Here is a 12,494-nt window from a genome sequence, read left to right as displayed (position 1 = left end):
CCGATGAGCACGCATTTCCGCTGGACCCAGATGCTGCCGCTCGTCGCGGTCGCCGCGCTCGCGGGCGTCACGTGGTGGCTGCTGCAGGCCACGCTGCCGCCGCCCGGCGAGGGCGCCGTGCAGCCGAAGCGCCATACGCCCGACTATTTCGCCGACAACTTCTCGGTCACCGAGCTCGACCAGACCGGCACGACCCAGTACCGGCTGACGGCCGCGAAGCTGGTCCATTACGAAGACACCGAAGGCAGCGACCTGACCGATCCGGCCATGCGCGCGTTCCAGCCCGGCAAGCCGGTCGTGACGACCACCGCGAAGCGCGGCACCGTCAACGGCGACGTGTCGATCGTCGATTTGTACGACGATGCGCGCATCCTGCGCGCGGCCGGCGGCGGCGATCCGCAGATGCAGGCCGATTCCCAGCATTTCCGGATCTTCGTCAATGACGATGTGATCCAGACCGAAAAGCCGGTTAAACTTCAGCGCGGCCTGTCGCTCGTCAACGCGACCGACGGCATGAAGTACAACAACGTCACCCGGGTCATCGAGCTTTACGGCAACGTGCGCGGCACGATCGCCGCGGCGGACACGTCCGGCGGCTCGAAAGGTCAACCCAGGTGACGCATCCCTCACGTGACTGCATGAACGAACCGTTCCCTCGACAGATTTCCGGCGGCGCTGCGCGCGCCGTCCGCGCCGCGCTCGCCGCGACGCTCGTGGCGCTCCCGCTCGTCGGGCTGGCGCCGCTCGCCCATGCCGAGAAGGCCGACCAGAACAAGCCGATCAACGTCGAGGCCGACAACCTGACCTATGACGATCTGAAGCAGGTCACGGTCGCGACCGGCAACGTCGTGATCACGAAGGGCACGATCATCATCAAGGGCGATCGCGTCGAAGTGCGCCAGGACCCGGAAGGCTATCAGTACGCGACGTCGTTCGGCAGCGGCAAGAAGCACGCGACGTTCCGCCAGAAGCGCGAAGGCCTCGACGAATACATCGACGGCGACGCCGAGCGCATCGACTACGACGGCAAGCAGGATCTCACCACGCTGACCACCGCCGCGACCGTGCGCCGCCTGCAGGGCACGTCGACGGTCGCCGATACGGTGCACGGCAGCGTGATCACGTACGACGGCCAGCGCGACTTCTACACCGCGAAGGGCGGCAAGGACGTCGCGGCGCCGGGCAACCCGAACGGCCGCGTGCGCGCGATGCTGTCGCCGAAGAACGGCGGCCCCGCGCCGCTGAACGGGGCGCCGGCCAAGCTGTCGCCGTCGACCACGATCCAGGGAGCGCCGGGCCAATGAACGCGCTTCCGAACCGCCAGCCGGCCGGCACGACGAGCTCGCTCGTCGTGCGCAACCTGAAGAAGCGCTACGGCTCACGCACGGTCGTCAAGGACGTGTCGCTCGACGTGAAGAGCGGCGAAGTCGTCGGCCTGCTCGGCCCGAACGGCGCCGGCAAGACCACGTCGTTCTACATGATCGTCGGCCTCGTGCCGACGGACGCGGGCGAAATCACGCTGAACGGCAGCTCGATCAGCCTGCTGCCGATCCACAAGCGCGCGTCGCTCGGCCTGTCGTACCTGCCGCAGGAAGCGTCGGTGTTCCGCAAGCTGACCGTCGAGGAAAACATCCGCGCGGTGCTCGAGCTGCAGCACGACGAGGACGGCAAGCGGCTGTCGAAGGACGCGATCTCGTCGCGTACCGAAGCGCTGCTCGACGAGCTGCAGATCGGCCACCTGCGCGAGAACCCCGCGCTGTCGCTGTCGGGCGGCGAACGGCGCCGCGTCGAGATCGCGCGCGCGCTCGCGACCAACCCGAGCTTCATCCTGCTCGACGAACCGTTCGCCGGCGTCGATCCGATCGCGGTGCTCGAGATCCAGAAGATCGTCAAGTTCCTGAAACAGCGCAACATCGGCGTGCTGATCACGGACCACAACGTCCGCGAAACGCTCGGCATCTGCGACCACGCGTACATCATCAGCGACGGTTCGGTGCTGGCCGCCGGCGCGCCGAGCGAAATCATCGAAAACGAAAGCGTGCGCCGCGTGTACCTCGGCGAACACTTCCGCATGTAACGTCCTCCTCGTGGCTGGCTGCACCCCGCCCGGCATCGCCGCGCGGGGCTGCGCCCCGCTTTGCATCCACGCCCGCGGGCATGCCCGCGGCCGGGCGGCGCGCCGCGCGTAATCGCGGATGGCTCAATGCGCCTGGGTCGTGGCAAACTGCCGGTATGACTCCCTCCTTGCCATGAAAGCCAGCCTTCAACTCCGCCTGTCGCAACATCTTGCGCTGACGCCTCAGCTGCAGCAGTCGATCCGGCTCCTGCAGTTGTCGACGCTCGAACTGCAGCAGGAAGTCGCGATGGCCGTCGCGCAGAACCCGCTGCTCGAGAACGACGACGAATGGATCGCGAGCCCGCTGCGCGTCGCGGCGGACGGATCGCTGATCGCGCAGACGCCGCCCGCACAGAACACCGAGCCCGCCGCGACCAACGGCAGCAGCCCGTCCAGCGATCGCGCGGAGCGCGACGAGCCGGCCGGCGCCGACGAATACGACGGCTACGGGTCCGGCGACGGCAACGACGGCCCGCAGTGGAACCTCGACGAATACGGCCGCTCGAGCGGCGCGTCCGACGACGACGACCTGCCGCCGCTGCAGGTGCAGGAAGCCGCGACGTCGCTGCGCGACCACCTCGCCGCGCAGTTGCGCGTCACGCAGGCCGGCCCGCGCGATCGCGCGCTCGTGATGTTCCTGATCGAATCGCTCGACGACGACGGCTACCTGACCGCCACGCTCGACGAAGTGCTCGCCGACCTGCCGCCCGAACTGGAAATCGACTGCGACGAACTGAACGCGGCGCTCGCGCTGCTGCACAGCTTCGACCCGGCCGGCGTCGGCGCGCGCTCGGCGTCCGAATGCCTGAAGCTGCAGCTGCTGCGTCTCGATCCGTCCCCGACGCGCACGCTCGCGCTCGAGATCGTGTCGCAGCACCTCGAACTGCTCGCCGCACGCGACTTCACACGGTTGCGCAAGCACCTGAAGGCGAGCGACGACGCGCTGCGCGACGCGCACGCACTGATCCGCTCGCTGGAGCCGTTCCCCGGCGCCGCATACGGCAAGGCCGAGGCCGACTACGTCGTGCCCGACATCATCGTGAAGAAGGCCGGCCAGGGCTGGCTCGCGGAGCTCAATCCGGAAGTCGTGCCGCGCCTGCGGATCAACAACCTGTACGCGAACATCCTGCGCAACAGCCGCGGCGATCCGTCGGCCGGATCGCTGAAACAGCAGCTCCAGGAAGCGCGCTGGCTGATCAAGAATATCCAGCAGCGATTCGACACGATCCTGCGTGTCGCGCAGGCTATTGTCGAGCGTCAGAAGAATTTCTTTGCGCACGGTGAAATTGCCATGCGCCCCTTGGTTTTGCGGGAAATAGCTGATACGCTGGGCCTACACGAGTCGACTGTCAGCCGTGTGACAACCGGGAAGTACATGCTGACCCCGTTCGGGACGCTTGAATTTAAGTACTTCTTCGGATCTCACGTCTCGACCGACACCGGTGGCGCCGCCTCGTCGACCGCCATCCGAGCCCTCATCAAGCAACTGATAGGAGCTGAAGACCCAAAATCGCCACTTTCGGACAGCCGCATTGCCGAGCTGCTGGCAGAACAGGGTTTCGTGGTCGCGCGCCGCACGGTTGCGAAATATCGCGAAGCCCTCAAGATCCCGGCAGTGAATCTGCGCAAGTCTCTTTAAGCCTGCTGCCTGCCCGGCGGCAGGCGTGTCCCGGCCACCGCGCACACGGGGAACAGGCCGGACGATCTGTCCGCGATACGCCGCTTCGTGCGGCACGGGCAAGTCGACCGGAGCGCCGCCTCGATGCGGCCGGGTGGCCACTCGCTTGGAGAAGCACTATGAACCTGAAGATCAGTGGACATCATCTCGAAGTCACGCCTGCGATTCGCGAATACGTGATCACCAAGCTGGACCGGGTGCTACGGCATAGCGATCAGGTGATCGATGGCACTGTGATCCTCTCGGTCGACAACCACAAGGAAAAGGACAAGCAGCAGCGCGCGGAAATCAACCTGCACCTGAAGGGCAAGGACATCTTCGTCGAAAGCGCGAACGGCAACCTGTATGCCGCGATCGATCTGCTGATCGACAAGCTGGATCGCCAGGTCGTCAAGCACATGGAGCGCCTGCAAACGCACGCGCACGACCCGATCAAGCTTCAGCCGTCGATCGACCAGATCGAGCTGCCGCCGCAATAACCGTCACCGCAACACGCACGCCGCCCGGTTCGCCGGGCGTTTTTTTTGTGACTCCGCGCGAAGGTGCAACCGGTCCGTCCGTGCTGCGCCACGCACGCGGCTGTGCTCTATAATGTTCCGGTTATCGCCGGGGGGCGTTGGATGCGGTAGCTGCGCTGCAGGTTGCCGATGCCACATGCCTTGATATCGCCGAACATGGAAAATCAGTCCGCCGCCGCAAGGAGACCCCAGGCCGCCCAATCGCCTGCCAACATGAATCGCCTAGCCAAAATCCTGCCCATAGAGAACGTCGTCATCGACCTCTCCGTCACCAGCAAGAAACGCGTCTTCGAACAAGCCGGGCTGATGTTCGAGAATCAGAACGGCATCGCCCGCAGCACCGTCACGGACAACCTGTTCGCGCGCGAGCGCCTCGGTTCGACCGGGCTCGGCGAAGGTGTCGCGATTCCGCACGGCCGCATCAAGGGCCTCAAGCACCCGCTCGCCGCGTTCGTCCGCCTCGCCGATGCGATCCCGTTCGAAGCGCCCGACGGCCAGCCGGTCGGCCTCCTGATCTTCCTGCTCGTTCCCGAGCAAGCCACCCAGCAGCACCTCGAGATCCTGTCGGAAATCGCGCAACTGCTGTCCGATCGCGACGCCCGCGAGCGTCTGCACAACGAAACGGATATCGCCGAGTTGCATCGCCTGCTCACTCAGTGGCAACCTTGAGTTGTTCCGGGCGGAATATTTCCCCGTACGAGGCGGCCCACGCCGCCGTCCAGGGCCGCCCGGCGCCGGCCCGGCATGGCGACGTCCGTCGCCGCGCGCCCGCACCGGCCCATTGGAGTGACGAGAGTCATGGATACGTCCAGCATCAACGCCCAGAGCATCTTCGACGACAACGCAGCCACGCTGAAACTGAGCTGGCTGACGGGGCATGAAGGCTGGGAACGCGGCTTTTCGGCCGACACGGTCGGCAACGCCACGTCGAGCGCCGACCTCGTCGGCCACCTGAACCTGATCCACCCGAACCGGATCCAGGTGCTCGGCGAAGCCGAAATCGACTACTACCAGCGCCAGACCGACGAAGACCGTTCGCGCCACATGGCCGAGCTGATCGCGCTCGAACCACCGTTCCTCGTCGTCGCCGGCGGCGCCGCGGCGCCGCCCGAACTGGTGCTGCGCTGCACGCGCTCGTCCACTCCGCTGTTCACGACGCCGATGTCGGCCGCCGCGGTGATCGACAGCCTGCGGCTCTACATGTCGCGCATCCTCGCGCCGCGCGCGACGCTGCACGGCGTGTTCCTCGACATCCTCGGGATGGGCGTGCTGCTGACCGGCGATTCGGGCCTCGGCAAGAGCGAGCTCGGCCTCGAGCTGATCAGCCGCGGCCACGGCCTCGTCGCCGACGACGCGGTCGATTTCGTCCGTCTTGGCCCCGATTTCGTCGAAGGGCGCTGCCCGCCGTTGCTGCAAAACCTGCTCGAAGTGCGCGGCCTCGGCCTGCTCGACATCAAGACGATCTTCGGCGAAACCGCCGTGCGGCGGAAAATGAAGCTGAAGCTGATCGTTCAGCTCGTGCGGCGCCCCGACGGCGAATTCCAGCGCCTGCCGCTCGAAAGCCAGACCGTCGACGTGCTCGGCTTGCCGATCAGCAAGGTCACGATCCAGGTCGCGGCCGGCCGCAACCTCGCGGTGCTCGTCGAGGCGGCCGTCCGGAACACGATCCTGCAGTTGCGCGGAATCGACACGTTGCGCGATTTCATGGATCGGCAACGACTCGCGATGCAAGATCCCGACAGTCAGTTCCCCGGCAAACTCGTGTAACCCGCACGCGCCGGCCGCGCAACGCCGACGCGTCGAGCCGGTGCTATGATGAAATGTCAGGATTCTCCGTTCCCATGCGCATCGTCCTCATCACCGGCATCTCCGGCTCAGGCAAGTCCGTCGCGCTGAACGCGCTCGAAGACGCAGGCTATTACTGCGTCGACAACCTGCCGCCGCACGTGCTCCCCGAACTCGCCCGCTACCTTGCCCAGGACGGCCAGCGCCGGCTCGCGGTCGCGATCGACGCGCGCTCGAGCGCGTCGCTCGACGAGATGCCCGGCCTGATCCGCGAGCTGTCCCGCGAACACGACGTGCGCGTGCTGTTCCTCAACGCGAGCACCCAGGCGCTGATCCAGCGCTTCTCCGAAACGCGCCGCCGCCATCCGCTGTCCGGCTCGCTGTCGCACGATGCGGATGTCGGCCTGCTGTCGTCGCTCGAGGAAGCGATCGAGCGCGAGCGCGAACTCGTCGCGCCGCTCGCCGAATTCGGCCACCAGATCGATACCAGCACGCTGCGCGCGAACGCGCTGCGCACCTGGGTCAAGCGCTTCATCGAGCAGAAGAACAACGATCTGATGGTGATGTTCGAATCGTTCGGCTTCAAGCGCGGCGTGCCGCTCGACGCCGACCTGATGTTCGACGTGCGCGCGCTGCCGAATCCGTACTACGACCACCAGTTGCGCCCGCTCACCGGGCTCGACCAGCCGGTCATCGCCTTTCTCGACGCACTGCCGATCGTCCATCAGATGATCGACGACATCCATGCGTTCCTGATGAAATGGCTGCCGCACTTCCGCGATGACAACCGCAGCTACCTGACCGTCGCCATCGGCTGCACGGGCGGCCAGCATCGCTCGGTGTTCATCGCGGAAACGCTCGCCGCGCGCCTGGCGCGCGAGGCGAACGTGATCGTGCGGCATCGTGACGCGCCAGTGGATGTCGACGCGTCGTCGCGGCTCGTCTCCGAGGTCGACCGACCCTAGCGACACCCGCCCAACGCCCGCGCGCCATGTCCTCCCTATCGACCACCCTGATCGACCTGCCGTTGTTTCCGCTGCACACGGTGCTGTTTCCCGGAGGCCTGCTCCCGCTCAAGGTGTTCGAGGCGCGCTATCTCGACATGTCCCGCACGTGCCTGCGCGACGACGCCCCGTTCGGCGTGTGCCTGCTCAAGAGCGGGCCCGAAGTCGCGCAGGACGGCGCGGTGTCGGTGCCCGAAACCATCGGCTGCATGGCGCGCATCACCGAGTGCGATACCGGCGAATTCGGGATGCTGTATCTGCAGGCGATCGGCACGCAGCGTTTCGAGCTGCTGTCGTATCGCGTCGAAGGCAACGGGCTGCTGGTCGGCATCGCGGAGCCGCTGCCCGACGACATCCCGCTCGAAGGCGAACAGGCGCTCGCGCAGTTCGGTTCGTGCGCCGAGGTGCTCGAGCGCATCATCGACGCGTTGAAGAAATCCGATCCGGAAAAAATGCCGTTCGGCGAACCGTTCCGCCTCGACGATCCGAGCTGGGTATCGAACCGCCTCGCGGAATTGCTGCCGCTCGACCTGCGCGCGCGACAGAAGCTGATGGAGTTTCCGGACGTCGGTGCGCGCATCGACGCCGTGCACCACGTGCTCGACCGGCACGGCTGGCTGTAAGCCCGGCTTGACTATCGCGGCTGATTCGTCGCGCATCGCCCGCCCGAATGCCTTTTTCGCGCGCGGTGGCCCGCCGCCCTGTCGAACGCCGCCCGCGCCGCACCTTTCCCCGGTTCGTTACAGCAGCGGCCCGCTCAGCGCATCGAGCAGCTTGCGCACGGGCGCCGGCACGCCGTACGCGTCGAGCCGGCTCAGCGGCACCCAGGCGGTGTCCGCGTCCCGCGCCTGCGACGGCAGGCCGCCGCCGTCCGCCAGATCACTCAGCCGCGGCTCGATCTCGAGCCGGAAATGCGTGAACGTATGCGTGAGCGGCGCGAGCGGCACCGTGCGACCGCCACCGAAACCGCGCGCAAGATCCGCGAGCGCGGCATCGCCGTCCGCTTGCGGCAGGCTCCATAGTCCGCCCCAGATGCCGGTCGGCGGCCGGCGCTCGAGCAACACGGCGTCGCCATCGCGCAGCACGAGCATCCAGGTCTTGCGCGTCGGCACGGCCTTCTTCGGCCGTGCGGCCGGCAGTTCGCGCTGGCGGCCGGTCGATTGCGCGACGCAGTCGCCGGCGAACGGGCAGCGCGCGCAGTCGGGCTTGCCGCGCACGCACAGCGTCGCGCCCAGATCCATCAGCCCCTGCGTATACGCGCTCACGTCGGCCGCGTTCGCGGCATCGGGCAGCAGCGATTCGGCGAGCGCCCACATGTCGTTCTCGACACGCTTCTCGCCCGGAAAGCCCTCGACGCCGAATACCCGCGCAAGCACGCGCTTCACGTTGCCGTCGAGGATCGTCGCGCGCGCACCGTACGCAAACGACGCGATCGCGGCGGCCGTCGAACGGCCGATGCCCGGCAGTTCGGCCAGCGCGTCGGGCGTCGCCGGAAACACACCGCCATGCTCGGCGACGACGACCTGCGCGCAGCGGTGCAGGTTGCGCGCGCGCGAGTAGTAGCCGAGGCCCGCCCACAGCGCCATCACGTCGTCGCTCGGCGCGGCCGCGAGCGCGGCGACGTCCGGGTAGCGATCGAGAAAGCGCGTGTAATACGGAATGACGGTCGATACCTGCGTCTGCTGCAGCATGATTTCCGACAGCCAGATCCGGTACGGATCGCGGGTGTTCTGCCACGGCAGGTCATGGCGGCCGTGCGCGCGCTGCCACGCGACGAGACGCGTGGCGAACGTGCGGTGCAGCGGCGTGGCGGGGAACGGAGCGGGGGCGATGCGGGGCGGCTTCAAGTTATCGAATTGTGGAAAAGGGTTTCAACGCTGGCACGTCGGGCAGTAATAGGTCGACCGCTGGCCCTGCACGATCTGGCGAATCGGCGTGCCGCATACGCGGCACGGCTGGCCGGCGCGATCGTAGACGAAACAGTCGAGCTGGAAGTAGCCGCTTTCGCCGTTGCTGCCGACGAAATCGCGCAACGTGCTGCCGCCGCGCTCGATCGCGTCCGCGAGCGTCGCGCGCACCGCGTCGGCCAGCCGCTCGTAGCGCGGCAGCGAAACCTTGCCGGCGGCCGTCGTCGGCCGGATGCCGGCGCGAAACAGGCTCTCCGACGCGTAGATGTTGCCGACGCCGACGACCATGTCGCCCGCGAGCAGCGCCTGCTTGACCGACACCGTGCGGCCACGCGTGCGCGCATGCAGCAGCGCGCCGGTGAACGCCGGCGAAAACGGCTCGACGCCGAGGCTCGCGAGGAGCGGATGCGCATGCACGTCGCCTGCTTCGCGCGGGTGCCACAGCACGGCGCCGAAGCGGCGCGGATCGCGGAACCGCAGCACGAATTCGTCGAAGATCCAGTCGATGTGGTCGTGCTTCGCGGCGACCGGCACGCCGGCCGCGGGCAGCACGCGCAGCGTGCCCGTCATCCCGAGGTGGACGATGAACCAGCCCGCATCGACCTCGAACAGCAGATATTTGCCGCGGCGCTCGACGGCGAGCACCTCGCGCGCGCGCAACTGCTCGGCGAGCCCCGCCGGCACGGGCCAGCGCAGCATCGCGGTACGGACGTCGACACGCTCGACGCGGCGGCCCGCGACAAAGGGCTCGATGCCCCGGCGCGTGACTTCGACTTCTGGCAACTCTGGCATGTTTTGCGGGTCTGAGGCTACGGTCTGCTTACAGAAAGAATGCGCATGCGGCGCCACGAGAACGGCCGTTCTCGCGACGACCCCGAATTAAACACGGGAATGCCCGAAATCGCCCGGCCTGGCAGCACGCGAGGCGGGCGATTTCGGGCATCCGCATGTGGGTTCCGCAGGTAAACGGACCCTATCACGATCGTGCGTGTATTGTAGCGAGCGCGTTACAATCGGTTGAAACATCGAACGGATTTCCATGACCCTGCCCTCGAAGCTGCTTCAGAAGCGCCCCGCCGCCGTGCGCGGCGCGCGCGCCTTCCCGGTCCGCCGTGCACTCGGTGCCGCGCTGTTTGCCGCCTGGACCCTCACCGCCTTTCCGGCCCACGCGCAGGATCCGGCCTCGGACGACGCGGAGCCGCAGGGTGCGTTCGAGCATGTGATGCCGGACGAGCAGAAAAATCTCCCCGCTGTGCCGCTGACGAGCCAGATCGTCTATCAGGTGCTCGCCGCCGAGGTCGCGCTTCAGCGCAACCAGCCGGCACCGGCCTACCAGACCTACCTCGCGCTGGCCCGCGACACGCGCGACCCGCGCATGGCGCAGCGCGCGACCGAAATCGCGCTCGGCGCGCAGAGCCCGGCCGACGCACTGTCCGCCGCGAATCTGTGGCGCCAGTACGCACCGGATTCGAACCGGGCATCGCAGGTCGACGCCGCGCTGCTGGTGCTCGCCGGCAAGCCGGCCGATGCGCAGCCGATGCTCGCGCGCGAGCTGGCCCGCGCGACCGGCGACACGCGCGGTCCGGCGATCCTCGCGCTGCAGGCGCTGCTGGTACGCGGCCCCGACCGCGTCGGCGGCCTCGCGGTGCTGAAGGACATGCTGAAGAACGACATGAATCGCCCCGAGGCGCAGCTCGCGATCGCGCGGCAGCAGCTCGCGGTCGACGACAAGGACGGCGCCGCGCAGTCGCTGAAGCAGGCGCTGCAGATCCGCCCCGACTACCTGCCGGCGGCGCTGATGCTGTCGCAGATGGGGCCGGCGGAACGCGCGGCGGGCATCGCGTCGTTCGAGAAATATGTTCAGCAGAATCCGAAGTCCCGCGACGCGCGGCTCGCACTGTCGCAGCTCTATCTCGCCGACGACCGCCTCGATGACGCGCAGAAGCAGTTCGAGACGATGCGCAAGCTCGACTCGAAGGATCCGACGCCGCTGATGGCGCTCGCGCTGATCAAGATCCAGCAGAAGAAACTCGACGAGGCGACCGGCTACCTGAAGCAGTACGTGCAGCTCGGCGACAAGCAGCCGAACCTCGACGTCGGCCAGGGCTACATCTACCTCGCGCAGATCGCGATCGACCAGAACAACGACGCGCAGGCGTCGCAATGGCTCGACAAGGTTGACCAGACGAGCCAGCACTACCTGCCCGCGCAGATCACGCGCGCACAGCTGCTGCAGAAACAGGGCAAGACCGACGAGGCGCGCAAGGTGCTCGACAACCTGCCGATCACGGATCCGCGCGACGCGGCCGTGGTGGCGCGCACCGATGCGTCGATCCTGTTCACCGCGAAGCGCTATCCGGAAGCGGAGGCGCGGCTCGGGCAGGCCGTCCAGGACTTCCCGGACGATCCCGACCTGCGCTACGACTACGCGATGGCGGCCGAAAAGACCGGCCACTACGCGACGATGGAAAAGCAGTTGCGCGAACTGATCCGCACGCAGCCCGACAACCCGCAGGCCTACAACGCGCTCGGCTATTCGCTCGCCGATCGCAACCAGCGCCTGCCCGAGGCCAGCAAGCTGATCGACAAGGCGATGGCGCTCGCGCCGAACGACGCGTACATCATGGACAGCCTCGGCTGGGTGAAGTACCGGATGGGCGACACGGCCGGCGCGACGAAAGTGCTGCAACGCGCGTACGAATTGCAGCCGAACGCCGAAATCGGCGCGCATCTCGGCGAAGTGCTGTGGAAGAGCGGCGCGCAGGACGACGCGCGCAACGCGTGGCGCGCCGCGCAGAAGCTCGAGCCCGACAATGAAACGCTCGTGCAGACGCTGAAACGCCTGCAGATCAACGGCCTCTGATGCGGATGTTCCCGATGTTTTCCCTGTCCTTCCGCACGCAGCGCACGCTGGCCGCGGCCGGCGCGGCGCTCGCGCTCGCCGGCTGCGCGAGCACGCCGCCGCCGGCCGGCACGTCGACGGGCGCCGCACTGCAGACGGCCGCGACGCATGCGTACCATGGCCGCTTCGCGGTGCGGTACGACGATCGGCTCGGCAACCCGCAGAACGTGTACGGCAACTTCGACTGGCAGGAGCACGGCGACGACGTGTCGCTCGAGCTGCGCAGCCCGCTCGGCCAGACGCTCGCGGTCGTGAAATCGACGCCGCGCGCGGCGTCGCTCGAATTGCCGAACCGTCCGACCCAATATGCGCCCGACGTCGGCGACCTGATGCAGAAAACGCTCGGCTTCGAGCTGCCGCTCGCGGGCCTGCGCTACTGGCTGCTGCCGACCGTTGCCCCCGCGACGCCGGCGGAAACCGTGCGCGACCCGGCCGACGGCACGCGCGTCAAGCAGATCCGTCAGGACGGCTGGACGATCGACTACCTTGCCTACGCGGATGCCCCGGCCACGGGCGTCAAACGCGTCAACCTCGTGCGCGCGACGCCGCCGCTCGACATCAAGCTCGTGCTCGATCAGTGAGCA

At 67.5% G+C, this 12,494-nt stretch carries 13 protein-coding genes; 11 read left to right on the top strand and 2 right to left on the bottom strand.

Going from position 1 to position 12,494, the window contains the following annotated elements; all coding sequences use genetic code 11:
* The first annotated feature begins 3 nt into the window (after window positions 1-3).
* The 9 genes from lptC (at window position 4) to DFS13_RS20015 (ending at window position 7,724) form a co-directional block, all read left to right on the top strand.
* Window positions 4-618 carry an LPS export ABC transporter periplasmic protein LptC gene (gene lptC, locus DFS13_RS20055; protein ID WP_006483145.1) on the top strand — a complete coding sequence of 205 codons (615 nt, stop codon included), beginning with the start codon at window positions 4-6 and terminating at the stop codon, window positions 616-618.
* A 20-nt stretch (window positions 619-638) separates the two neighbouring features.
* Complete coding sequence (lptA, locus tag DFS13_RS20050; RefSeq protein ID WP_006483139.1) at window positions 639-1,304, top strand: lipopolysaccharide transport periplasmic protein LptA; 666 nt, start codon at window positions 639-641, stop codon at window positions 1,302-1,304.
* Entirely contained in the window at window positions 1,301-2,077 is a 777-nt protein-coding gene (gene lptB, locus DFS13_RS20045; protein ID WP_006483143.1) for an LPS export ABC transporter ATP-binding protein, read from the top strand. Before lptA ends, lptB begins: the two co-directional genes overlap by 4 nt.
* A 172-nt stretch (window positions 2,078-2,249) precedes the next feature.
* Window positions 2,250-3,755, top strand: coding sequence for an RNA polymerase factor sigma-54 (locus DFS13_RS20040; protein WP_006483132.1), 1,506 nt, complete (start codon window positions 2,250-2,252; stop codon window positions 3,753-3,755).
* Window positions 3,756-3,913: 158 nt separating this feature from the next.
* On the top strand, window positions 3,914-4,273 hold the full coding sequence (gene hpf, locus DFS13_RS20035; protein ID WP_006477786.1) for a ribosome hibernation-promoting factor, HPF/YfiA family: 360 nt from the start codon (window positions 3,914-3,916) through the stop codon (window positions 4,271-4,273).
* A gap of 195 nt (window positions 4,274-4,468) precedes the next feature.
* Entirely contained in the window at window positions 4,469-4,981 is a 513-nt protein-coding gene (locus DFS13_RS20030; RefSeq protein WP_034195643.1) for a PTS sugar transporter subunit IIA, read from the top strand.
* A 129-nt stretch (window positions 4,982-5,110) separates the two neighbouring features.
* Window positions 5,111-6,079 (top strand): HPr(Ser) kinase/phosphatase, encoded by a 969-nt coding sequence (hprK, locus tag DFS13_RS20025; RefSeq protein WP_006483133.1) that lies wholly within the window; start codon window positions 5,111-5,113, stop codon window positions 6,077-6,079.
* Window positions 6,080-6,153: 74 nt separating this feature from the next.
* Window positions 6,154-7,062, top strand: coding sequence for an RNase adapter RapZ (gene rapZ / locus DFS13_RS20020; protein ID WP_006483144.1), 909 nt, complete (start codon window positions 6,154-6,156; stop codon window positions 7,060-7,062).
* A 26-nt stretch (window positions 7,063-7,088) separates the two neighbouring features.
* Window positions 7,089-7,724, top strand: coding sequence for an LON peptidase substrate-binding domain-containing protein (locus DFS13_RS20015; protein ID WP_006483137.1), 636 nt, complete (start codon window positions 7,089-7,091; stop codon window positions 7,722-7,724).
* Between the two features lie 117 nt (window positions 7,725-7,841).
* Here the strand turns inward: DFS13_RS20015 and mutY are convergent, their stop codons facing one another.
* On the bottom strand, window positions 7,842-8,948 hold the full coding sequence (gene mutY / locus DFS13_RS20010) for an A/G-specific adenine glycosylase (RefSeq protein ID WP_006499013.1): 1,107 nt from the start codon (window positions 8,946-8,948) through the stop codon (window positions 7,842-7,844).
* Window positions 8,949-8,972: 24 nt separating this feature from the next.
* Window positions 8,973-9,800: a bifunctional DNA-formamidopyrimidine glycosylase/DNA-(apurinic or apyrimidinic site) lyase gene (gene mutM, locus DFS13_RS20005; RefSeq protein ID WP_006483152.1), complete on the bottom strand. Its 828-nt coding sequence runs from the start codon at window positions 9,798-9,800 to the stop codon at window positions 8,973-8,975.
* Between the two features lie 247 nt (window positions 9,801-10,047).
* Between mutM and DFS13_RS20000 the strand changes: the two genes are divergently transcribed.
* Together DFS13_RS20000 and lolB are read left to right on the top strand one after the other, a co-directional pair.
* A complete protein-coding gene (locus DFS13_RS20000; RefSeq protein WP_006483151.1) occupies window positions 10,048-11,871 on the top strand; it encodes a tetratricopeptide repeat protein in 1,824 nt (607 codons plus the stop codon).
* Window positions 11,871-12,491, top strand: coding sequence for a lipoprotein insertase outer membrane protein LolB (gene lolB, locus DFS13_RS19995; protein WP_020979425.1), 621 nt, complete (start codon window positions 11,871-11,873; stop codon window positions 12,489-12,491). The genes DFS13_RS20000 and lolB overlap by 1 nt, the downstream gene beginning before the upstream one ends.
* The last annotated feature ends 3 nt before the right edge of the window (window positions 12,492-12,494 follow it).

Source organism: Burkholderia sp. 28_3, from assembly GCF_003253915.1.
In the GTDB taxonomy this organism is placed as follows: Bacteria; Pseudomonadota; Gammaproteobacteria; order Burkholderiales; family Burkholderiaceae; genus Burkholderia; species Burkholderia cenocepacia.
This window is presented reverse-complemented; position numbering and strand designations above follow the sequence as displayed.

Excerpts from the sequence above, each read along its gene's own strand:
- DFS13_RS20000 (WP_006483151.1), top strand. The coding sequence starts at position 10,048 with ATGACCCTGCCCTCGAAGCTGCTTCAGAAGCGCCCCGCCGCCGTGCGC.
- DFS13_RS20015 (WP_006483137.1), top strand. The coding sequence starts at position 7,089 with ATGTCCTCCCTATCGACCACCCTGATCGACCTGCCGTTGTTTCCGCTG.
- lptA (WP_006483139.1), top strand. The coding sequence starts at position 639 with ATGAACGAACCGTTCCCTCGACAGATTTCCGGCGGCGCTGCGCGCGCC.
- DFS13_RS20030 (WP_034195643.1), top strand. The coding sequence starts at position 4,469 with ATGGAAAATCAGTCCGCCGCCGCAAGGAGACCCCAGGCCGCCCAATCG.
- mutM (WP_006483152.1), bottom strand. The coding sequence starts at position 9,800 with ATGCCAGAGTTGCCAGAAGTCGAAGTCACGCGCCGGGGCATCGAGCCC.
- lptC (WP_006483145.1), top strand. The coding sequence starts at position 4 with ATGAGCACGCATTTCCGCTGGACCCAGATGCTGCCGCTCGTCGCGGTC.
- DFS13_RS20040 (WP_006483132.1), top strand. The coding sequence starts at position 2,250 with ATGAAAGCCAGCCTTCAACTCCGCCTGTCGCAACATCTTGCGCTGACG.
- lolB (WP_020979425.1), top strand. The coding sequence starts at position 11,871 with ATGCGGATGTTCCCGATGTTTTCCCTGTCCTTCCGCACGCAGCGCACG.
- hprK (WP_006483133.1), top strand. The coding sequence starts at position 5,111 with ATGGATACGTCCAGCATCAACGCCCAGAGCATCTTCGACGACAACGCA.
- lptB (WP_006483143.1), top strand. The coding sequence starts at position 1,301 with ATGAACGCGCTTCCGAACCGCCAGCCGGCCGGCACGACGAGCTCGCTC.
- hpf (WP_006477786.1), top strand. The coding sequence starts at position 3,914 with ATGAACCTGAAGATCAGTGGACATCATCTCGAAGTCACGCCTGCGATT.
- rapZ (WP_006483144.1), top strand. The coding sequence starts at position 6,154 with ATGCGCATCGTCCTCATCACCGGCATCTCCGGCTCAGGCAAGTCCGTC.